Annotated in this window: 32 protein-coding genes; all 32 read left to right on the top strand. The window is 41.4% G+C overall.

All coding sequences use genetic code 11. The features are described from left to right. The first annotated feature begins 237 nt into the window (after positions 1 to 237). The 32 genes from rpsJ to B7708_RS06065 all read left to right on the top strand — a co-directional run bounded on the left by rpsJ (position 238) and on the right by B7708_RS06065 (position 17,743). Entirely contained in the window at positions 238 to 546 is a 309-nt protein-coding gene (rpsJ, locus tag B7708_RS06220; RefSeq protein WP_001284513.1) for a 30S ribosomal protein S10, read from the top strand. Positions 547 to 762: 216 nt separating this feature from the next. Next, positions 763 to 1,389 carry a 50S ribosomal protein L3 gene (rplC, locus tag B7708_RS06215; protein WP_000160197.1) on the top strand — a complete coding sequence of 209 codons (627 nt, stop codon included), beginning with the start codon at positions 763 to 765 and terminating at the stop codon, positions 1,387 to 1,389. A 24-nt stretch (positions 1,390 to 1,413) separates the two neighbouring features. Continuing rightward, positions 1,414 to 2,037: a 50S ribosomal protein L4 gene (gene rplD, locus B7708_RS06210; RefSeq protein ID WP_000024537.1), complete on the top strand. Its 624-nt coding sequence runs from the start codon at positions 1,414 to 1,416 to the stop codon at positions 2,035 to 2,037. Further along, positions 2,037 to 2,333, top strand: coding sequence for a 50S ribosomal protein L23 (locus B7708_RS06205; protein ID WP_001055347.1), 297 nt, complete (start codon positions 2,037 to 2,039; stop codon positions 2,331 to 2,333). The genes rplD and B7708_RS06205 overlap by 1 nt, the downstream gene beginning before the upstream one ends. A gap of 17 nt (positions 2,334 to 2,350) precedes the next feature. Beyond that, the gene (rplB, locus tag B7708_RS06200; RefSeq protein WP_000512910.1) at positions 2,351 to 3,184 is read left to right on the top strand and encodes a 50S ribosomal protein L2; all 834 of its coding nucleotides are present in this window, start codon (positions 2,351 to 2,353) and stop codon (positions 3,182 to 3,184) included. Positions 3,185 to 3,287: 103 nt separating this feature from the next. Further along, a complete protein-coding gene (gene rpsS, locus B7708_RS06195) occupies positions 3,288 to 3,569 on the top strand; it encodes a 30S ribosomal protein S19 (protein WP_000533766.1) in 282 nt (93 codons plus the stop codon). An 11-nt stretch (positions 3,570 to 3,580) separates the two neighbouring features. Beyond that, complete coding sequence (rplV, locus tag B7708_RS06190) at positions 3,581 to 3,925, top strand: 50S ribosomal protein L22 (RefSeq protein ID WP_000818137.1); 345 nt, start codon at positions 3,581 to 3,583, stop codon at positions 3,923 to 3,925. 12 nt (positions 3,926 to 3,937) lie between these two features. Then, the gene (gene rpsC, locus B7708_RS06185) at positions 3,938 to 4,591 is read left to right on the top strand and encodes a 30S ribosomal protein S3 (RefSeq protein WP_000529936.1); all 654 of its coding nucleotides are present in this window, start codon (positions 3,938 to 3,940) and stop codon (positions 4,589 to 4,591) included. 3 nt (positions 4,592 to 4,594) lie between these two features. After that, complete coding sequence (gene rplP, locus B7708_RS06180) at positions 4,595 to 5,008, top strand: 50S ribosomal protein L16 (protein WP_000960948.1); 414 nt, start codon at positions 4,595 to 4,597, stop codon at positions 5,006 to 5,008. Between the two features lie 9 nt (positions 5,009 to 5,017). After that, positions 5,018 to 5,224: a 50S ribosomal protein L29 gene (rpmC, locus tag B7708_RS06175; protein WP_000772918.1), complete on the top strand. Its 207-nt coding sequence runs from the start codon at positions 5,018 to 5,020 to the stop codon at positions 5,222 to 5,224. A 24-nt stretch (positions 5,225 to 5,248) separates the two neighbouring features. Continuing rightward, entirely contained in the window at positions 5,249 to 5,509 is a 261-nt protein-coding gene (rpsQ, locus tag B7708_RS06170; protein ID WP_000440801.1) for a 30S ribosomal protein S17, read from the top strand. 25 nt (positions 5,510 to 5,534) lie between these two features. Continuing rightward, the gene (gene rplN, locus B7708_RS06165) at positions 5,535 to 5,903 is read left to right on the top strand and encodes a 50S ribosomal protein L14 (RefSeq protein WP_000616548.1); all 369 of its coding nucleotides are present in this window, start codon (positions 5,535 to 5,537) and stop codon (positions 5,901 to 5,903) included. A gap of 77 nt (positions 5,904 to 5,980) precedes the next feature. Further along, on the top strand, positions 5,981 to 6,286 hold the full coding sequence (gene rplX / locus B7708_RS06160) for a 50S ribosomal protein L24 (RefSeq protein ID WP_000497690.1): 306 nt from the start codon (positions 5,981 to 5,983) through the stop codon (positions 6,284 to 6,286). 23 nt (positions 6,287 to 6,309) lie between these two features. Beyond that, on the top strand, positions 6,310 to 6,852 hold the full coding sequence (rplE, locus tag B7708_RS06155) for a 50S ribosomal protein L5 (RefSeq protein WP_000013542.1): 543 nt from the start codon (positions 6,310 to 6,312) through the stop codon (positions 6,850 to 6,852). A gap of 17 nt (positions 6,853 to 6,869) precedes the next feature. Then, complete coding sequence (locus tag B7708_RS06150) at positions 6,870 to 7,055, top strand: type Z 30S ribosomal protein S14 (RefSeq protein WP_001085697.1); 186 nt, start codon at positions 6,870 to 6,872, stop codon at positions 7,053 to 7,055. A gap of 283 nt (positions 7,056 to 7,338) precedes the next feature. After that, on the top strand, positions 7,339 to 7,737 hold the full coding sequence (rpsH, locus tag B7708_RS06145; RefSeq protein WP_000245504.1) for a 30S ribosomal protein S8: 399 nt from the start codon (positions 7,339 to 7,341) through the stop codon (positions 7,735 to 7,737). A gap of 186 nt (positions 7,738 to 7,923) precedes the next feature. Then, positions 7,924 to 8,460: a 50S ribosomal protein L6 gene (rplF, locus tag B7708_RS06140; protein ID WP_000086638.1), complete on the top strand. Its 537-nt coding sequence runs from the start codon at positions 7,924 to 7,926 to the stop codon at positions 8,458 to 8,460. A gap of 83 nt (positions 8,461 to 8,543) precedes the next feature. Then, entirely contained in the window at positions 8,544 to 8,900 is a 357-nt protein-coding gene (gene rplR / locus B7708_RS06135) for a 50S ribosomal protein L18 (RefSeq protein WP_004244055.1), read from the top strand. A gap of 17 nt (positions 8,901 to 8,917) precedes the next feature. Continuing rightward, a complete protein-coding gene (gene rpsE / locus B7708_RS06130; RefSeq protein ID WP_000874204.1) occupies positions 8,918 to 9,412 on the top strand; it encodes a 30S ribosomal protein S5 in 495 nt (164 codons plus the stop codon). 13 nt (positions 9,413 to 9,425) lie between these two features. Next, positions 9,426 to 9,608 carry a 50S ribosomal protein L30 gene (rpmD, locus tag B7708_RS06125; protein ID WP_000057241.1) on the top strand — a complete coding sequence of 61 codons (183 nt, stop codon included), beginning with the start codon at positions 9,426 to 9,428 and terminating at the stop codon, positions 9,606 to 9,608. Between the two features lie 145 nt (positions 9,609 to 9,753). Then, positions 9,754 to 10,194 (top strand): 50S ribosomal protein L15, encoded by a 441-nt coding sequence (gene rplO, locus B7708_RS06120; protein WP_000766092.1) that lies wholly within the window; start codon positions 9,754 to 9,756, stop codon positions 10,192 to 10,194. Between the two features lie 11 nt (positions 10,195 to 10,205). After that, a complete protein-coding gene (gene secY, locus B7708_RS06115; protein ID WP_000465380.1) occupies positions 10,206 to 11,516 on the top strand; it encodes a preprotein translocase subunit SecY in 1,311 nt (436 codons plus the stop codon). A 146-nt stretch (positions 11,517 to 11,662) separates the two neighbouring features. Then, positions 11,663 to 12,301 carry an adenylate kinase gene (locus B7708_RS06110; protein ID WP_084974497.1) on the top strand — a complete coding sequence of 213 codons (639 nt, stop codon included), beginning with the start codon at positions 11,663 to 11,665 and terminating at the stop codon, positions 12,299 to 12,301. 116 nt (positions 12,302 to 12,417) lie between these two features. Next, positions 12,418 to 12,636, top strand: coding sequence for a translation initiation factor IF-1 (gene infA, locus B7708_RS06105; RefSeq protein WP_001029883.1), 219 nt, complete (start codon positions 12,418 to 12,420; stop codon positions 12,634 to 12,636). Positions 12,637 to 12,660: 24 nt separating this feature from the next. Further along, complete coding sequence (gene rpmJ, locus B7708_RS06100; protein WP_001808836.1) at positions 12,661 to 12,777, top strand: 50S ribosomal protein L36; 117 nt, start codon at positions 12,661 to 12,663, stop codon at positions 12,775 to 12,777. Positions 12,778 to 12,794: 17 nt separating this feature from the next. Further along, positions 12,795 to 13,160 (top strand): 30S ribosomal protein S13, encoded by a 366-nt coding sequence (gene rpsM, locus B7708_RS06095; protein WP_000090781.1) that lies wholly within the window; start codon positions 12,795 to 12,797, stop codon positions 13,158 to 13,160. 17 nt (positions 13,161 to 13,177) lie between these two features. After that, positions 13,178 to 13,561, top strand: a complete 384-nt coding sequence (rpsK, locus tag B7708_RS06090; RefSeq protein WP_001118385.1) for a 30S ribosomal protein S11 — start codon at positions 13,178 to 13,180, stop codon at positions 13,559 to 13,561. Between the two features lie 42 nt (positions 13,562 to 13,603). Continuing rightward, a complete protein-coding gene (locus B7708_RS06085; protein WP_000568993.1) occupies positions 13,604 to 14,539 on the top strand; it encodes a DNA-directed RNA polymerase subunit alpha in 936 nt (311 codons plus the stop codon). A gap of 11 nt (positions 14,540 to 14,550) precedes the next feature. Beyond that, positions 14,551 to 14,937, top strand: a complete 387-nt coding sequence (gene rplQ, locus B7708_RS06080) for a 50S ribosomal protein L17 (RefSeq protein ID WP_000331493.1) — start codon at positions 14,551 to 14,553, stop codon at positions 14,935 to 14,937. Positions 14,938 to 15,200: 263 nt separating this feature from the next. Further along, complete coding sequence (locus B7708_RS06075; RefSeq protein WP_000644108.1) at positions 15,201 to 15,467, top strand: ACT domain-containing protein; 267 nt, start codon at positions 15,201 to 15,203, stop codon at positions 15,465 to 15,467. Between the two features lie 9 nt (positions 15,468 to 15,476). After that, a complete protein-coding gene (locus B7708_RS06070; RefSeq protein ID WP_061418356.1) occupies positions 15,477 to 16,814 on the top strand; it encodes a PFL family protein in 1,338 nt (445 codons plus the stop codon). A 236-nt stretch (positions 16,815 to 17,050) separates the two neighbouring features. Next, a complete protein-coding gene (locus B7708_RS06065; protein ID WP_084974495.1) occupies positions 17,051 to 17,743 on the top strand; it encodes a histidine phosphatase family protein in 693 nt (230 codons plus the stop codon). Positions 17,744 to 17,807: the final 64 nt, after the last annotated feature.

Here is a 17,807-nt window from a genome sequence, read left to right as displayed (position 1 = left end):
ATCAGTAATCATAGGAAGATGAAATAGGAAAACAGTTTCATCCTAAAAAAACGAAAAAAAGCTTACAAATCCCTTGCAATCGCAGGGGCTTTGTGTTATTCTATTATGGTGCTGTAAATTACAGCCTTAGCTTTGATGCAAGAGGTTGCGACACGCTCGGTTGCATTGCCACGCAACGCGCGTCGGTTTTCTTGTGGAGCTAGCCTATTATCTTAAATAGACGAAAAGGAGAAAAAGATGGCAAACAAAAAAATCCGTATCCGTTTGAAAGCTTACGAACACCGTACGCTTGACACAGCGGCTGCAAAAATCGTAGAATCAGCTACTCGTACAGGTGCACAAGTTGCGGGTCCAATCCCACTTCCAACTGAGCGTAGCCTCTACACAATTATTCGTGCGACTCACAAATACAAAGACTCTCGCGAACAATTCGAAATGCGTACACACAAACGTTTGATCGATATCGTTAACCCAACTCAAAAAACAGTTGATGCGTTGATGAAATTGGATCTTCCAAGTGGTGTAAACGTAGAAATCAAACTTTAATCTAAAATATAAAAGAGCAGAGGCTGGTGTTTCAATTTAATTGAACACGGGCTAAACTCGGTGTGAAAAAGATAAACTTCCTAGTGTCTGTTAGACACTGCGTCAGTTTCCTATTTTCACTTTGAGTTTGACGCCCTTTGTATCTTAGACTTGAGCATGAAAAACGCTCGTTAAAAACTTTTTGAATAAAAAATATAGAAAAGGAACTATTTTCTCATGACAAAAGGAATCTTAGGGAAAAAAGTGGGAATGACTCAAATCTTCACTGAAGCTGGCGAATTGATCCCTGTAACAGTTATTGAAGCAACTCCAAACGTTGTTCTTCAAGTTAAAACTGTTGAAACAGACGGATACAACGCTATCCAAGTTGGTTTCGATGACAAACGCGAAGTATTGAGCAACAAACCTGCTAAAGGACATGTAGCGAAAGCTAACACGGCTCCTAAGCGCTTCATTCGTGAATTCAAAAACGTTGAAGGCTTGGAAGTTGGTGCTGAAATCACAGTTGAAACATTCGCAGCTGGAGACGTTGTTGACGTAACTGGTACTTCTAAAGGTAAAGGTTTCCAAGGTGTTATCAAACGCCACGGACAATCACGTGGACCAATGGCTCACGGTTCTCGTTACCACCGTCGTCCAGGTTCTATGGGACCTGTTGCACCTAACCGCGTATTTAAAGGTAAAAACCTTGCAGGACGTATGGGTGGCGACCGCGTAACAATTCAAAACCTTGAAGTTGTACAAGTTGTTCCAGAAAAGAACGTTATCCTTATCAAAGGTAACGTACCAGGTGCTAAGAAATCTCTTATCACTATCAAATCAGCAGTTAAAGCTGGTAAATAATAAAGAAAGGGGAAATCAGTCACAATGGCAAACGTAACATTATTTGACCAAACTGGTAAAGAAGCTGGCCAAGTTGTTCTTAACGATGCAGTATTTGGTATCGAACCAAATGAATCAGTTGTGTTTGATGTAATCATCAGCCAACGCGCAAGCCTTCGTCAAGGAACACACGCTGTTAAAAACCGCTCTGCAGTATCAGGTGGTGGACGCAAACCATGGCGTCAAAAAGGAACTGGACGTGCTCGTCAAGGTTCTATCCGCTCACCACAATGGCGTGGTGGTGGTGTTGTCTTCGGACCAACTCCACGTTCATACGGCTACAAACTTCCACAAAAAGTTCGTCGCCTAGCTCTTAAATCAGTTTACTCTGAAAAAGTTGCTGAAAACAAATTCGTAGCTGTAGACGCTCTTTCATTTACAGCTCCAAAAACTGCTGAATTTGCAAAAGTTCTTGCAGCATTGAGCATCGATTCTAAAGTTCTTGTTATCCTTGAAGAAGGAAATGAATTCGCAGCTCTTTCAGCTCGTAACCTTCCAAATGTGAAAGTTGCAACTGCTACAACTGCAAGTGTTCTTGACATCGCAAATAGCGACAAACTTCTTGTCACACAAGCAGCTATCTCTAAAATCGAGGAGGTTCTTGCATAATGAATTTGTATGATGTTATCAAAAAACCTGTCATCACTGAAAGCTCAATGGCTCAACTTGAAGCAGGAAAATATGTATTTGAAGTTGACACTCGTGCACACAAACTTTTGATCAAGCAAGCTGTTGAAGCTGCTTTCGAAGGTGTTAAAGTTGCCAACGTTAACACAATCAACGTAAAACCAAAAGCAAAACGTGTTGGACGTTACACTGGTTTTACTAACAAAACTAAAAAAGCTATCATCACCCTTACAGCTGATTCAAAAGCAATCGAGTTGTTTGCTGCTGAAGCTGAATAATCTAAGGAGGAAATATCGTGGGAATTCGTGTTTATAAACCAACAACAAACGGTCGCCGTAATATGACTTCTTTGGATTTCGCTGAAATCACAACAAGCACTCCTGAAAAATCATTGCTTGTTGCTTTGAAGAGCAAGGCTGGTCGTAACAACAACGGTCGTATCACTGTTCGTCACCAAGGTGGTGGACACAAACGTTTCTACCGTTTGGTTGACTTCAAACGTAACAAAGACAACGTTGAAGCAGTTGTTAAAACAATCGAGTACGATCCAAACCGTTCTGCAAACATCGCTCTTGTACACTACACTGACGGTGTGAAAGCATACATCATCGCTCCAAAAGGTCTTGAAGTTGGTCAACGCATCGTTTCAGGTCCAGAAGCAGATATCAAAGTCGGAAACGCTCTTCCGCTTGCTAACATCCCAGTTGGTACTTTGATCCACAACATCGAATTGAAACCAGGTCGTGGTGGTGAATTGGTGCGTGCTGCTGGAGCTTCTGCTCAAGTATTGGGTCAAGAAGGTAAATATGTTCTTGTTCGTCTTCAATCTGGCGAAGTTCGTATGATTCTTGGAACTTGTCGTGCTACAGTTGGTGTTGTCGGAAACGAACAACATGGACTTGTAAACCTTGGTAAAGCAGGACGTAGCCGTTGGAAAGGTATCCGCCCAACAGTTCGTGGTTCTGTAATGAACCCTAACGATCACCCACACGGTGGTGGTGAAGGTAAAGCACCAGTTGGTCGTAAAGCGCCATCTACTCCATGGGGCAAACCTGCTCTTGGTCTTAAAACTCGTAACAAGAAAGCGAAATCTGACAAACTTATCGTTCGTCGTCGCAACGAGAAATAATAGTAAACTAGTCGCCTAAGCAACTAGGAAATCCGCCAGCTCGGTAGCGCTCCATGTGAGCGCAAGCCGCTGTGGTACAACATTTAAAGGAGAAAAAATAAAAATGGGACGCAGTCTTAAAAAAGGACCTTTCGTCGATGAGCATTTGATGAAAAAAGTTGAAGCTCAAGCTAACGACGAAAAGAAAAAAGTTATCAAAACTTGGTCACGTCGTTCAACGATCTTTCCAAGTTTCATTGGTTACACTATTGCAGTTTATGACGGACGTAAACACGTACCTGTTTACATCCAAGAAGACATGGTAGGTCACAAACTTGGTGAATTTGCACCAACTCGTACTTACAAAGGTCACGCTGCAGACGACAAGAAAACACGTAGAAAATAAGGAGAACATAAATGGCAGAAATTACTTCAGCTAAAGCAATGGCTCGTACAGTACGTGTTTCACCTCGTAAATCACGTCTTGTTCTTGACAATATCCGTGGTAAAAGCGTAGCCGATGCTATTGCAATCTTGACATTCACACCAAACAAAGCTGCTGAAATCATCTTGAAAGTTTTGAATTCAGCTGTAGCTAACGCTGAAAACAACTTTGGTTTGGACAAAGCTAACTTGGTAGTATCTGAAGCATTCGCAAACGAAGGACCAACTATGAAACGTTTCCGTCCACGTGCGAAAGGTTCAGCTTCACCAATCAACAAACGTACAGCTCACATCACTGTGGCTGTTGCAGAAAAATAAGGAGGTAACATCGTGGGTCAAAAAGTACATCCAATTGGTATGCGTGTCGGCATCATCCGTGATTGGGATGCCAAATGGTATGCTGAAAAAGAATACGCGGATTACCTTCATGAAGATCTTGCAATCCGTAAATTCGTTCAAAAAGAACTTGCTGATGCAGCAGTTTCAACTATCGAAATCGAACGCGCAGTAAATAAAGTTAACGTTTCACTTCACACTGCTAAACCAGGTATGGTTATCGGTAAAGGTGGTGCTAACGTTGATGCACTCCGTGCAAAACTTAACAAATTGACTGGAAAACAAGTACACATCAACATCATCGAAATCAAACAACCTGATTTGGATGCTCACCTTGTAGGTGAAGGAATTGCTCGTCAATTGGAGCAACGTGTCGCTTTCCGTCGTGCACAAAAACAAGCAATCCAACGTGCAATGCGTGCTGGAGCTAAAGGAATCAAAACTCAAGTATCAGGTCGTTTGAACGGTGCAGATATCGCCCGTGCTGAAGGATACTCTGAAGGAACTGTTCCACTTCACACACTTCGTGCAGATATCGATTACGCTTGGGAAGAAGCAGATACTACATACGGTAAACTTGGTGTTAAAGTATGGATCTACCGTGGTGAAGTTCTTCCAGCTCGTAAAAACACTAAAGGAGGTAAATAACCAATGTTAGTACCTAAACGTGTTAAACACCGTCGTGAATTCCGTGGAAAAATGCGCGGTGAAGCAAAAGGTGGAAAAGAAGTAGCATTCGGTGAATATGGTCTTCAAGCTACAACTAGCCACTGGATCACTAACCGCCAAATCGAAGCTGCTCGTATCGCCATGACTCGTTACATGAAACGTGGTGGTAAAGTTTGGATTAAAATTTTCCCACACAAATCATACACTGCTAAAGCTATCGGTGTGCGTATGGGATCTGGTAAAGGGGCACCTGAAGGTTGGGTAGCACCAGTTAAACGTGGTAAAGTGATGTTTGAAGTTGCTGGTGTATCTGAAGAGATCGCTCGCGAAGCGCTTCGTCTTGCTAGCCACAAATTGCCAGTTAAATGTAAATTCGTAAAACGTGAAGCAGAATAAGGAGAAGGCATGAAACTTAATGAAGTAAAAGAATTTGTTAAAGAACTTCGTGGTCTTTCTCAAGAAGAACTCGCGAAGCGCGAAAACGAATTGAAAAAAGAATTGTTTGAACTTCGTTTCCAAGCTGCTACTGGTCAATTGGAACAAACAGCTCGCTTGAAAGAAGTTAAAAAACAAATCGCTCGTATCAAAACAGTTCAATCTGAAGCGAAATAATAGACTAGGGAAGGAGAAATTTCAATGGAACGCAATAATCGTAAAGTTCTTGTTGGACGTGTTGTATCTGACAAAATGGACAAGACAATCACAGTTGTAGTTGAAACAAAACGTAACCACCCAGTCTATGGTAAACGTATTAACTACTCTAAGAAATACAAAGCACATGATGAAAACAATGTTGCCAAAGAAGGCGATATCGTACGTATCATGGAAACTCGTCCGCTTTCAGCTACAAAACGTTTCCGTCTTGTAGAAGTTGTTGAAGAAGCGGTCATCATCTAATCAAACCTGAAAGGAGAAAACTGAAATGATTCAAACAGAAACTCGTTTGAAAGTCGCAGACAACAGCGGTGCGCGCGAAATCTTGACTATCAAAGTTCTTGGTGGTTCTAAACGTAAATTTGCGAACATCGGTGATGTCATTGTGGCATCTGTAAAACAAGCTACTCCTGGTGGTGCGGTTAAAAAAGGTGACGTTGTAAAAGCTGTTATCGTTCGTACTAAATCAGGTGCTCGTCGTGCTGATGGTTCATACATCAAATTTGACGAAAATGCAGCAGTTATCATCCGTGAAGACAAAACTCCTCGCGGAACACGTATCTTTGGCCCAGTTGCACGTGAATTGCGTGAAGGTGGTTTCATGAAGATCGTGTCACTTGCTCCAGAAGTACTTTAATTTTAAAAAACAAACTAGTCCCCTAGCTTCAAGCTAGGGTGCCCTTATGGGCGTAAGAAAAATCAAGGAGAAACCTAATGTTTGTAAAAAAAGGCGACAAAGTTCGCGTAATCGCTGGTAAAGATAAGGGAACAGAAGCTGTTGTCCTTACTGCCCTTCCAAAAGTAAACAAAGTTATCGTTGAAGGTGTAAACATCGTTAAGAAACACCAACGTCCAACTAATGATCTTCCTCAAGGTGGTATCATCGAGAAAGAAGCAGCTATCCACGTATCAAACGTTCAAGTATTGGACAAAAATGGTGTGGCTGGTCGTGTTGGTTACAAATTTGTAGACGGTAAGAAAGTTCGCTACAACAAAAAATCAGGCGAAGTGCTTGATTAATCACGAAGGAAAGGAGAAGTATAATGGCAAATCGTTTAAAAGAAAAATATCTTAATGAAGTAGTTCCTGCTTTGACAGAACAATTCAACTACTCATCAGTGATGGCTGTGCCTAAAGTAGATAAGATCGTTTTGAACATGGGTGTTGGTGAAGCTGTATCAAACGCTAAAAGTCTTGAAAAAGCTGCTGAAGAATTGGCACTTATCTCAGGTCAAAAACCACTTATCACTAAAGCTAAAAAATCAATCGCCGGCTTCCGTCTTCGTGAAGGTGTTGCGATCGGTGCAAAAGTTACCCTTCGTGGTGAACGTATGTACGAATTCTTGGATAAATTGGTTTCAGTTTCACTTCCACGTGTGCGTGACTTCCACGGTGTTCCAACAAAATCATTTGACGGACGCGGGAATTATACACTTGGTGTGAAAGAACAATTGATCTTCCCAGAAATCAACTTCGATGACGTTGACAAAACTCGTGGTCTTGACATCGTTATCGTAACAACTGCTAACACTGACGAAGAGTCACGTGCATTGCTTACAGGCCTTGGAATGCCTTTTGCAAAATAATATAGGAGGTAAATCTAATGGCTAAAAAATCAATGATTGCTAAGAACAAACGTCCAGCGAAGTTCTCTACTCAAGCTTATACTCGTTGTGAAAAATGTGGTCGTCCACATTCAGTTTACCGCAAATTTAAACTTTGCCGTGTTTGCTTCCGTGAATTAGCTTACAAAGGACAAATTCCTGGTGTAACAAAAGCATCTTGGTAATTTAAGATATCAAGGGCGTCAAAACTCCAAGTGAAAATAGGAAACTTGACGAAGAAACTGGAGTTTCTAGGAAAGTTTATCTTTTTCACACAGAGTTTAGCCTGGGTTCAGTTGGCTTTGCCAATTTGAACACGAGCTACAGCTTTGGCAAAAAAGACCAATTTGCTTTGGAGTATCGCTCCTGCAACAAATTGCCTATTTTTGCTCGTGCTGTTACGCTCTTTGTATCATGTATTAACTAGCAAGTGCGACTTGCAAACTACTAGTAAGAGGAGAATAAAAAATGGTTATGACTGACCCAATCGCAGACTTCCTAACTCGTATTCGTAACGCTAACCAAGCGAAACACGAAGTACTTGAAGTACCTGCATCAAACATCAAAAAAGGGATTGCTGAAATCCTTAAACGCGAAGGTTTTGTTAAGAACGTAGAAATCATCGAAGATGACAAACAAGGCATCATCCGTGTATTCCTTAAATACGGACCAAACGGTGAAAAAGTTATCACTAACTTGAAACGTGTATCTAAACCAGGACTTCGTGTCTACAAAAAACGTGAAGATCTTCCAAAAGTTCTTAACGGACTTGGAATTGCTATTCTTTCAACTTCTGAAGGTTTGCTTACTGATAAAGAAGCTCGCCAAAAGAACGTTGGTGGAGAAGTTATCGCTTACGTTTGGTAATATTTAGCTCCCAATTTCTTTGTGACTCTTCGTTATCGTCTCTTGCCTAACCCAAAGTTATGCCGGCAAGACGATGCCTAGATTCACTTTGAAATTGAAATCTAAATGTTTCTTTAATCGAGAAATCGATTTAACCCCGTGAAAACTGGCCGTTCTGGCCTGACAATTTAACAGGAGAAAATAAACATGTCACGTATTGGTAATAAAGTTATCGTGTTGCCTGCTGGTGTTGAACTCACTAACAATGACAACGTAGTAACTGTAAAAGGACCTAAAGGAGAACTTACTCGTGAGTTCTCAAAAGATATTGAAATTCGTGTGGAAGGTACTGAAGTAACTCTTCACCGTCCAAACGATTCAAAAGAAATGAAAACTATTCACGGAACTACTCGTGCGCTTTTGAACAACATGGTTGTTGGTGTATCAGAAGGATTCAAGAAAGAACTTGAAATGCGTGGGGTTGGTTACCGTGCACAACTTCAAGGAAAAAAACTTGTTTTGGCTGTAGGTAAATCTCATCCAGACGAAGTTGAAGCTCCAGAAGGAATTACTTTTGAACTTCCAAACCCAACAACAATCGTTATCAGCGGAATTTCAAAAGAAGTAGTTGGTCAAACAGCTGCTTACGTACGTAGCCTTCGCTCACCAGAACCATATAAAGGTAAAGGTATCCGTTACGTTGGCGAATACGTTCGTCTTAAAGAAGGTAAAACAGGTAAATAATGTTGAGTGGTTGATCTTCAACCACCGACCTATTTTCCAACTTTGTGCATAGCACACGATTTAAAACTAAAGAGGTGAAAACTGTGATTTCTAAACCAGATAAAAACAAACTCCGCCAAAAACGCCATCGTCGCGTTCGCGGAAAACTCTCTGGAACTGCTGATCGCCCACGTTTGAACGTATTCCGTTCTAATACAGGCATCTACGCTCAAGTGATTGATGACGTAGCGGGTGTAACGCTCGCAAGTGCTTCAACTCTTGACAAAGAAGTTTCAAAAGGAACTAAAACTGAACAAGCCGTTACTGTCGGTAAACTCGTTGCAGAACGTGCAAACGCTAAAGGTATTTCAGAAGTGGTGTTCGACCGCGGTGGATATCTATATCACGGACGTGTGAAAGCTTTGGCTGATGCAGCTCGTGAAAACGGATTGAAATTCTAATAGGAGGACACTAGAAAATGGCATTTAAAGACAATGCAGTTGAATTAGAAGAACGCGTAGTTGCTGTCAACCGTGTTACAAAAGTTGTTAAAGGTGGACGTCGTCTTCGTTTCGCAGCTCTTGTTGTTGTTGGTGACCACAATGGTCGCGTAGGATTTGGTACTGGTAAAGCTCAAGAAGTTCCAGAAGCAATCCGTAAAGCAGTAGAAGATGCTAAGAAAAACTTGATTGAAGTTCCTATGGTTGGAACAACAATCCCACACGAAGTTCTTTCAGAATTTGGTGGAGCTAAAGTATTGTTGAAACCTGCTGTAGAAGGTTCTGGAGTTGCCGCTGGTGGTGCAGTTCGTGCCGTTGTGGAATTGGCAGGTGTGGCAGATATTACATCTAAATCACTTGGTTCTAACACTCCAATCAACATTGTTCGTGCAACTGTTGAAGGTTTGAAACAATTGAAACGCGCTGAAGAAGTTGCTGCCCTTCGTGGTATTTCAGTTTCTGATTTGGCATAAGAAAGGGGATAAAATGGCTCAAATTAAAATTACTTTGACTAAGTCTCCAATCGGACGCATTCCATCACAACGTAAAACTGTTGTAGCACTTGGACTTGGCAAATTGAACAGCTCTGTTATCAAAGAAGACAACGCTGCTATCCGTGGTATGATCACTGCAGTATCTCACTTGGTAACAGTTGAAGAAGTAAACTAATGGATTTTTAGGGGATGTGGCAATACTCATCCCCTAAAACTAGATATAGTCATCTAAGATGACGAATGTATAGGCGAGTTGATAAGGGAGACAACCTTTTCTCTCTTATCGGCGCTAGCATTTTACAAAAGAGGAGAAAATATAAATGAAACTTCATGAATTGAAACCTGCAGAAGGTTCTCGTAAAGTACGTAACCGTGTTGGTCGTGGTACTTCATCAGGTAACGGTAAAACATCTGGTCGCGGTCAAAAAGGTCAAAAAGCTCGTAGCGGTGGCGGAGTTCGCCTTGGTTTTGAAGGTGGACAAACTCCATTGTTCCGTCGTCTTCCAAAACGTGGATTCACTAACATCAACGCTAAAGAATACGCAATTGTAAATCTTGATCAATTGAACGTTTTTGAAGATGGTACTGAAGTTACTCCAGTTGTTCTTATCGAAGCAGGAATTGTAAAGGCTGAAAAATCAGGCGTTAAAATTCTTGGTAACGGTGAGTTGACTAAGAAGTTGACTGTGAAAGCAGCTAAATTCTCAAAAACAGCTGAAGAAGCTATCACTGCTAAAGGTGGTTCAGTAGAAGTCATCTAGAGAGGTGACCTATGTTTTTTAAATTATTAAAAGAGGCCCTCAAGGTTAAGAAAGTACGATCAAAAATTCTCTTTACGATTTTTATCATACTTGTCTTCCGTATCGGGACTAGTATTACTGTACCAGGTGTGAATGCAAAAAGTCTGGAAGCCTTGAGTGGATTATCCTTCTTGAACATGCTTAGTTTAGTTTCAGGGAATGCCATGAAGAACTTCTCGGTTTTTGCACTCGGTGTGAGTCCGTATATCACAGCTTCCATCGTTGTTCAATTGCTACAAATGGATATTGTTCCAAAGTTTGTAGAGTGGGGCAAGCAGGGGGAAGTAGGACGGAGAAAGATAAACCAAGCGACTCGTTATATTGCGCTTGTACTTGCGTTTGTGCAATCAATCGGAATCACTGCTGGTTTTAATACTCTATCTGGTGCAAAATTATTAACGACAGATCTAACCCCTCAAGTCTTTGTTACGATTGGTATTATCCTGACTGCAGGTACTATGATTGTTACTTGGCTAGGGGAGCAAATCACTGATAAGGGATATGGTAACGGGGTGTCTATGATTATCTTTGCAGGGATTGTGGCTTCAATTCCAGAGATGATTCATGGTATCTATGAGGACTATTTTGTCAATATTCCAAGTGATCGGTTGACGTCATCTATTATATTTGTCGTTATTCTCATTATCGCTGTCTTGTTGATTGTTTACTTTACAACATATGTACAACAGGCAGAATATAAAATTCCAATCCAATATACAAAAGTTGCTCAAGGTGCTCCATCCAGTTCTTACCTTCCTTTGAAGGTCAATCCTGCTGGTGTTATCCCAGTTATCTTTGCAAGTTCCATTACAGCAGCACCTGCGGCTATTCTTCAGTTTGTCAGCGCTACAGGTCATGATTGGGCTTGGGTACGTACAGCACAGGAAATGTTATCTACAACATCTCCAACAGGTGTTGCCATGTATGCATTGCTGATTATTCTCTTTACATTCTTCTATACATTTGTACAGATCAATCCAGAGAAAGCAGCAGAAAACTTGCAAAAGAGCGGAGCCTATATCCATGGTGTCCGTCCAGGTAAAGGAACGGAAGAGTTTATGTCAAAACTTCTTCGTCGCCTTGCAACCGTCGGTTCCCTTTTCCTTGGTGTGATTTCAATCTTGCCGATTGTAGCAAAAGATGTCTTTGGGCTCTCAGAAGCGGTTGCTTTTGGGGGAACTAGTCTTTTGATCATTATTTCGACAGGTATCGAAGGAATCAAACAGCTAGAAGGTTACCTATTGAAACGTAAGTATGTTGGTTTCATGGACAAAACAGAATAAAAGCAAGACTACTTTTGCTTAGAGAGTGGAGTATGAAGGTCTACCTATAAGAGAGACTTTCGTCTCCCCTCTTCTATTTTGTTTTTAAATAGGAGTTGAAACTAGCTTTTTGCTTCTATTTAAATACAAAATAAGGAGATCAGATCATGAATCTTTTGATTATGGGCTTACCTGGAGCAGGTAAGGGAACGCAAGCGGCTAAAATTGTGGAGCAATTCCACGTGGCACACATTTCAACTGGAGATATGTTCCGTGCTGCTATGGCAAATCAAACTGAAATGGGTGTACTTGCCAAGTCGTATATTGACAAAGGTGAGTTGGTTCCAGATGAAGTGACAAATGGAATTGTTAAAGAACGCCTTTCACAGGATGATATCAAAGAAACAGGTTTCTTGTTGGATGGTTACCCACGCACGATTGAACAAGCTTATGCCTTGGACAAAACGTTGGCGGAACTTGGTATCGAACTTGAGGGTGTGATTAATATCGAAGTGAACCCAGACTGTCTCTTGGAACGTTTGAGTGGCCGTATCATTCACCGCGAAACAGGTAAAACCTTCCACAAAGTTTTCAACCCACCAGTTGACTACAAAGAGGAAGATTACTACCAACGTGAGGATGACAAACCTGAGACAGTGAAGCGTCGTTTGGATGTGAATATTGCACAAGGCGAACCGATCATTGCTCACTACCGTGCCAAAGGTTTGGTCCACGATATCGAAGGAAATCAAGATATCAATGATGTGTTCAAAGACATCGAAAAAGTATTGACAAATTTGAAATAAAGCGTTTTTCACACTTGCAAAAAATCGTTACAAATGTTATACTGAGATAGTCTGACTTATAATTGTTGTCTCTGTGTTTAGAGGCATCAAATCGAAATTTATGGAGGTGCTTTTGCGTGGCAAAAGACGATGTGATTGAAGTTGAAGGCAAAGTAGTCGATACAATGCCTAACGCAATGTTTACGGTTGAACTTGAAAATGGACATCAGATTTTAGCAACAGTTTCTGGTAAAATTCGTAAAAACTATATTCGTATTTTAGCGGGAGATCGTGTTACTGTCGAGATGAGTCCATATGACTTGACACGTGGACGTATCACTTACCGCTTTAAATAATCGAAAAACTTGGAGGGATAAGAAATGAAAGTAAGACCATCGGTCAAACCAATTTGCGAATACTGTAAAGTAATTCGTCGTAATGGTCGTGTTATGGTAATTTGCCCAGCAAATCCAAAACACAAACAACGTCAAGGATAAGATAGAAAGGAGAAAACATGGCTCGTATTGCTGGAGTTGACATTCCAAATGACAAACGCGTAGTAATCTCATTGACTTACGTTTATGGTATCGGACTTGCAACATCTAAGAAAATCTTGGCTGCTGCTGGAATCTCAGAAGATGTTCGTGTACGTGACCTTACATCAGATCAAGAAGATGCTATCCGTCGTGAAGTGGATGCAATCAAAGTTGAAGGTGACCTTCGTCGTGAAGTAAACTTGAACATCAAACGTTTGATGGAAATCGGTTCATACCGTGGTATTCGTCACCGTCGTGGACTTCCTGTCCGTGGACAAAACACTAAAAACAACGCTCGCACTCGTAAAGGTAAAGCTGTTGCGATTGCTGGTAAGAAAAAATAATATAGGAGGTAAAAGTCTTGGCTAAACCAACACGTAAACGTCGTGTGAAAAAGAATATCGAATCTGGTATTGCTCATATTCACGCTACATTTAATAACACTATTGTTATGATTACTGATGTGCATGGTAATGCAATTGCTTGGTCATCAGCAGGTGCTCTTGGTTTCAAAGGTTCTCGTAAATCTACACCATTCGCTGCTCAAATGGCTTCTGAAGCTGCTGCTAAATCTGCACAAGAACACGGTCTTAAATCAGTTGAAGTTACTGTAAAAGGTCCAGGTTCTGGTCGTGAGTCAGCTATTCGTGCGCTTGCTGCCGCTGGTCTTGAAGTAACAGCAATTCGTGATGTGACTCCAGTGCCACACAATGGTGCTCGTCCTCCAAAACGTCGCCGTGTATAATCATTGCATTACACTGCTTTTCGTTTAAGAGGGAGTAACTAAATGATCGAGTTTGAAAAACCAAATATAACAAAAATTGATGAAAATAAAGATTATGGCAAGTTTGTAATCGAACCACTTGAACGTGGCTACGGTACAACTCTTGGTAACTCTCTTCGTCGTGTACTACTAGCTTCTCTACCAGGAGCAGCAGTGACATCTATCAACATTGAAGGTGTCTTGCATGAGTTCGACACAGTTCCAGGTGTTCGTGAAGACGTGATGCAAATCATTCTGAACATTAAAGGGATTGCAGTGAAATCATACGTTGAAGACGAAAAAATCATTGAGCTTGACGTTGAAGGCCCTGCTGAAATTACAGCTGGAGATATTTTGACTGACAGTGATATTGAGATTGTAAATCCAGATCATTATCTCTTTACAATCGGTGAAGGTTCTTCTCTAAAAGCGACAATGACTGTTAACAGTGGTCGTGGATATGTACCTGCTGATGAAAACAAAAAAGATAATGCACCAGTTGGAACACTTGCTGTAGATTCTATTTATACACCAGTTACAAAAGTCAACTATCAAGTAGAGCCTGCTCGTGTGGGTAGCAATGATGGATTTGACAAATTAACCCTTGAAATCTTGACTAATGGAACAATTATTCCAGAAGATGCTTTAGGGCTTTCAGCACGTATCTTGACAGAACATCTTGATTTGTTTACAAATCTTACTGAGATTGCTAAGTCAACTGAAGTGATGAAAGAAGCTGATACTGAATCTGACGATCGTATTTTGGATCGTACGATTGAGGAACTGGACTTGTCTGTGCGTTCATACAACTGTTTGAAACGTGCCGGTATCAATACTGTGCATGATTTGACAGAAAAATCTGAAGCAGAGATGATGAAAGTACGAAATCTTGGACGCAAGAGTTTGGAAGAAGTGAAACTCAAACTCATTGACTTGGGTCTTGGATTAAAAGATAAATAAAGGAGGAATACATGGCTTACCGTAAACTAGGACGCACTAGCTCACAACGTAAAGCAATGCTTCGCGATTTGACAACTGACCTTTTGATCAACGAATCAATCGTGACAACTGAAGCTCGTGCTAAAGAAATCCGTAAAACTGTTGAAAAAATGATTACTCTAGGTAAACGTGGTGATTTGCATGCACGTCGTCAAGCAGCTGCTTTCGTACGTAATGAAATCGCATCTGAAAACTATGATGAAGCAACTGATAAGTACACTTCTACTACAGCACTTCAAAAATTGTTCTCAGAAATCGCACCTCGTTATGCTGAACGTAACGGTGGATACACTCGTATCCTTAAAACTGAACCACGTCGTGGTGATGCAGCGCCAATGGCGATCATCGAATTAGTATAAAATCATCAATTTTGTTGAGTGTTATGATGATGGAGTCTTGTGCTCTTAGTCTAGCTCTGGTCTACCGCTGGGACTTCGGTCCTAGCGGGAACACTCATCATCATTTGATAGGGTAGACGCTTGTTTACGAAATTGTTTTTTGTTTAAGAACAACTTCGTAAGCAGGCGTTTTTTAGTATTTTCTATGGAAATGTGCTATACTAGGGGAAAAGAAAATCAAAAACGTTCAGGTTTTCTAAAAATCGTAGAAATGGGGTATAAGAATGAAGGCTATTATTACAGTGGTTGGCAAGGACAAGGCTGGTATTGTTGCAGGCGTGTCTACTAAGATTGCAGAGTTGGGTTTGAATATTGATGATATTTCTCAAACAGTACTGGACGAATATTTTACCATGATGGCTGTCGTATCTAGTGACGAAAAACAAGATTTTACCTCTCTCAGAAATGAGTTTGAAACTTTCGGTCAGACCTTGAATGTTAAAATCAATATTCAAAGTGCAGCGATTTTTGATGCTATGTACAATATCTAGGAGGTCATCATGGATATTAGACAAGTTACTGAAACCATTGCCATGATTGAAGAACAGAATTTCGATATCAGAACCATCACCATGGGGATTTCCCTTTTGGACTGTATTGATCCAGATATCAATCGTGCTGCTGAAAAGATTTACCAAAAAATCACTACTAAAGCTGCAAATCTAGTGGCTGTGGGAGATGAAATTGCTGCGGAACTTGGGATTCCGATTGTCAATAAACGGGTATCAGTGACTCCGATTTCTTTAATTGGTGCTGCGACTGATGCGACAGACTATGTTGTTTTGGCAAAGGCACTTGACAAGGCTGCCAAGGAGATCGGTGTTGACTTCATTGGTGGCTTTTCGGCCTTGGTACAAAAAGGCTACCAAAAAGGAGATGAGATTCTCATCAATTCTATCCCCCGCGCTCTAGCTGAGACAGACAAGGTTTGTTCGTCTGTCAATATCGGCTCAACCAAGTCAGGCATCAACATGACTGCGGTTGCAGATATGGGACGCATCATCAAGGAAACAGCTGCGCTGTCAGATATGGGTGCGGCCAAGTTGGTCGTATTTGCTAATGCTGTTGAGGACAATCCTTTTATGGCAGGGGCTTTCCACGGTGTTGGCGAAGCAGATGTTATCATCAATGTCGGGGTTTCGGGTCCTGGTGTGGTCAAGCGTGCCTTGGAAAAAGTTCGTGGACAGAGCTTTGATGTAGTAGCGGAAACAGTCAAGAAAACGGCCTTTAAGATTACTCGTATCGGTCAATTAGTTGGTCAGATGGCTAGCGAGAGACTTGGTGTTGACTTTGGAATTGTCGACCTAAGTTTGGCACCTACTCCTGCGGTTGGTGATTCTGTGGCTCGGGTACTGGAGGAAATGGGTCTAGAAACAGTTGGAACACACGGGACGACTGCTGCACTGGCTCTCTTGAATGACCAAGTTAAAAAGGGTGGAGTGATGGCTTGTAACCAGGTCGGTGGCTTGTCAGGGGCTTTTATTCCTGTATCTGAAGATGAGGGTATGATTGCTGCGGTGCAAAATGGCTCTCTGAATTTAGAAAAACTAGAAGCCATGACGGCTATCTGTTCTGTTGGGCTGGATATGATTGCCATTCCGGAAGATACACCTGCTGAGACCATTGCGGCTATGATTGCGGATGAGGCGGCAATCGGTGTTATTAACATGAAAACAACGGCCGTCCGTATCATTCCAAAGGGCAAAGAAGGCGATATGATTGAGTTTGGTGGCTTGCTAGGGACAGCTCCAGTTATGAAGGTTAACGGGGCTTCGTCTGTTGATTTCATCTCTCGTGGTGGGCAAATCCCAGCTCCAATCCATAGTTTTAAAAATTAATAAAAAAGAGAGAAGATTTAAGTTGGGTTTAAGGATGACTGTGTATACTATAATCATTAAATAAAGATCTCCTAACTTTATTTAATTAGAATCCTAAACTTTTTCATAATAATCTCCTAGGAAAGCTACCGTTAGGGTAGCTTTTCTTGTGGGAAAATTACGAGAGCGGACTTTACTGTTGAAAGCCGAATATTTCTTTGTTCCATGATATAATAGAAGAAAATGGAGGATAGAAAATGTCTAAAGTAAGATTGTACCTGATCCGTCATGGTAAAACGATGTTTAACACGATTGGACGTGCTCAAGGATGGAGTGATACGCCTCTAACTGCAGAAGGTGAGTTGGGAATCCATGAACTGGGAATTGGCTTGAGAGAGTCTGGTTTGCAGTTTGACCGCGCTTATTCCAGCGATTCAGGGCGTACTATTCAAACCATGGGAATTATCCTAGAAGAACTTGGTTTGCAGGGGAAAATTCCTTATCGAATGGATAAGCGAATCCGTGAGTGGTGCTTTGGTAGTTTTGATGGGGCCTATGATGGGGACCTCTTTATGGGGTTGATTCCGAGAATTTTCAATGTAGACCATGTTCATCAGTTGTCCTATGCAGAGCTAGCAGAAGGCCTGGTTGAGGTTGATACTGCAGGCTGGGCTGAAGGTTGGGAAAAACTCAGTGGTCGAATCAAGGAAGGCTTTGAAGCGATTGCTAAAGAAATGGAAAAACAAGGTGGGGGGAATGCTCTCGTCGTCAGCCATGGAATGACCATTGGAACCATTGTTTATCTGATTAATGGCATGCATCCGCATGGTCTGGATAATGGTAGCGTGACCATCCTAGAATATGAGAACGGCCAGTTTACGGTCCAAGTCGTTGGTGACCGTAGCTATCGGGAACTGGGACGTGAGAAGATGGAAGAAAATAAGCATTGATCAAGGTAGCTCCGCATAGGAGCTATTTTTTATTCAGCTTAGCAAGAGTGTTTTCAGAGCCAAT

The organism is Streptococcus oralis subsp. dentisani, assembly GCF_002096615.1.
Classification (GTDB): Bacteria; Bacillota; Bacilli; order Lactobacillales; family Streptococcaceae; genus Streptococcus; species Streptococcus oralis_U.
This window is presented reverse-complemented; position numbering and strand designations above follow the sequence as displayed.

What these genes read in the sequence shown, in the direction of transcription:
- rpsJ (WP_001284513.1), top strand. Translation starts at nt 238, where the DNA reads ATGGCAAACAAAAAAATCCGTATCCGTTTGAAAGCTTACGAACACCGT.
- rplC (WP_000160197.1), top strand. Translation starts at nt 763, where the DNA reads ATGACAAAAGGAATCTTAGGGAAAAAAGTGGGAATGACTCAAATCTTC.
- rplD (WP_000024537.1), top strand. Translation starts at nt 1,414, where the DNA reads ATGGCAAACGTAACATTATTTGACCAAACTGGTAAAGAAGCTGGCCAA.
- B7708_RS06205 (WP_001055347.1), top strand. Translation starts at nt 2,037, where the DNA reads ATGAATTTGTATGATGTTATCAAAAAACCTGTCATCACTGAAAGCTCA.
- rpsS (WP_000533766.1), top strand. Translation starts at nt 3,288, where the DNA reads ATGGGACGCAGTCTTAAAAAAGGACCTTTCGTCGATGAGCATTTGATG.
- rplV (WP_000818137.1), top strand. Translation starts at nt 3,581, where the DNA reads ATGGCAGAAATTACTTCAGCTAAAGCAATGGCTCGTACAGTACGTGTT.
- rplP (WP_000960948.1), top strand. Translation starts at nt 4,595, where the DNA reads ATGTTAGTACCTAAACGTGTTAAACACCGTCGTGAATTCCGTGGAAAA.
- rpmC (WP_000772918.1), top strand. Translation starts at nt 5,018, where the DNA reads ATGAAACTTAATGAAGTAAAAGAATTTGTTAAAGAACTTCGTGGTCTT.
- rpsQ (WP_000440801.1), top strand. Translation starts at nt 5,249, where the DNA reads ATGGAACGCAATAATCGTAAAGTTCTTGTTGGACGTGTTGTATCTGAC.
- rplN (WP_000616548.1), top strand. Translation starts at nt 5,535, where the DNA reads ATGATTCAAACAGAAACTCGTTTGAAAGTCGCAGACAACAGCGGTGCG.
- rplX (WP_000497690.1), top strand. Translation starts at nt 5,981, where the DNA reads ATGTTTGTAAAAAAAGGCGACAAAGTTCGCGTAATCGCTGGTAAAGAT.
- rplE (WP_000013542.1), top strand. Translation starts at nt 6,310, where the DNA reads ATGGCAAATCGTTTAAAAGAAAAATATCTTAATGAAGTAGTTCCTGCT.
- B7708_RS06150 (WP_001085697.1), top strand. Translation starts at nt 6,870, where the DNA reads ATGGCTAAAAAATCAATGATTGCTAAGAACAAACGTCCAGCGAAGTTC.
- rpsH (WP_000245504.1), top strand. Translation starts at nt 7,339, where the DNA reads ATGGTTATGACTGACCCAATCGCAGACTTCCTAACTCGTATTCGTAAC.
- rplF (WP_000086638.1), top strand. Translation starts at nt 7,924, where the DNA reads ATGTCACGTATTGGTAATAAAGTTATCGTGTTGCCTGCTGGTGTTGAA.
- rpsE (WP_000874204.1), top strand. Translation starts at nt 8,918, where the DNA reads ATGGCATTTAAAGACAATGCAGTTGAATTAGAAGAACGCGTAGTTGCT.
- rpmD (WP_000057241.1), top strand. Translation starts at nt 9,426, where the DNA reads ATGGCTCAAATTAAAATTACTTTGACTAAGTCTCCAATCGGACGCATT.
- rplO (WP_000766092.1), top strand. Translation starts at nt 9,754, where the DNA reads ATGAAACTTCATGAATTGAAACCTGCAGAAGGTTCTCGTAAAGTACGT.
- secY (WP_000465380.1), top strand. Translation starts at nt 10,206, where the DNA reads ATGTTTTTTAAATTATTAAAAGAGGCCCTCAAGGTTAAGAAAGTACGA.
- B7708_RS06110 (WP_084974497.1), top strand. Translation starts at nt 11,663, where the DNA reads ATGAATCTTTTGATTATGGGCTTACCTGGAGCAGGTAAGGGAACGCAA.
- rpmJ (WP_001808836.1), top strand. Translation starts at nt 12,661, where the DNA reads ATGAAAGTAAGACCATCGGTCAAACCAATTTGCGAATACTGTAAAGTA.
- rpsM (WP_000090781.1), top strand. Translation starts at nt 12,795, where the DNA reads ATGGCTCGTATTGCTGGAGTTGACATTCCAAATGACAAACGCGTAGTA.
- B7708_RS06085 (WP_000568993.1), top strand. Translation starts at nt 13,604, where the DNA reads ATGATCGAGTTTGAAAAACCAAATATAACAAAAATTGATGAAAATAAA.
- rplQ (WP_000331493.1), top strand. Translation starts at nt 14,551, where the DNA reads ATGGCTTACCGTAAACTAGGACGCACTAGCTCACAACGTAAAGCAATG.
- B7708_RS06075 (WP_000644108.1), top strand. Translation starts at nt 15,201, where the DNA reads ATGAAGGCTATTATTACAGTGGTTGGCAAGGACAAGGCTGGTATTGTT.
- B7708_RS06070 (WP_061418356.1), top strand. Translation starts at nt 15,477, where the DNA reads ATGGATATTAGACAAGTTACTGAAACCATTGCCATGATTGAAGAACAG.
- B7708_RS06065 (WP_084974495.1), top strand. Translation starts at nt 17,051, where the DNA reads ATGTCTAAAGTAAGATTGTACCTGATCCGTCATGGTAAAACGATGTTT.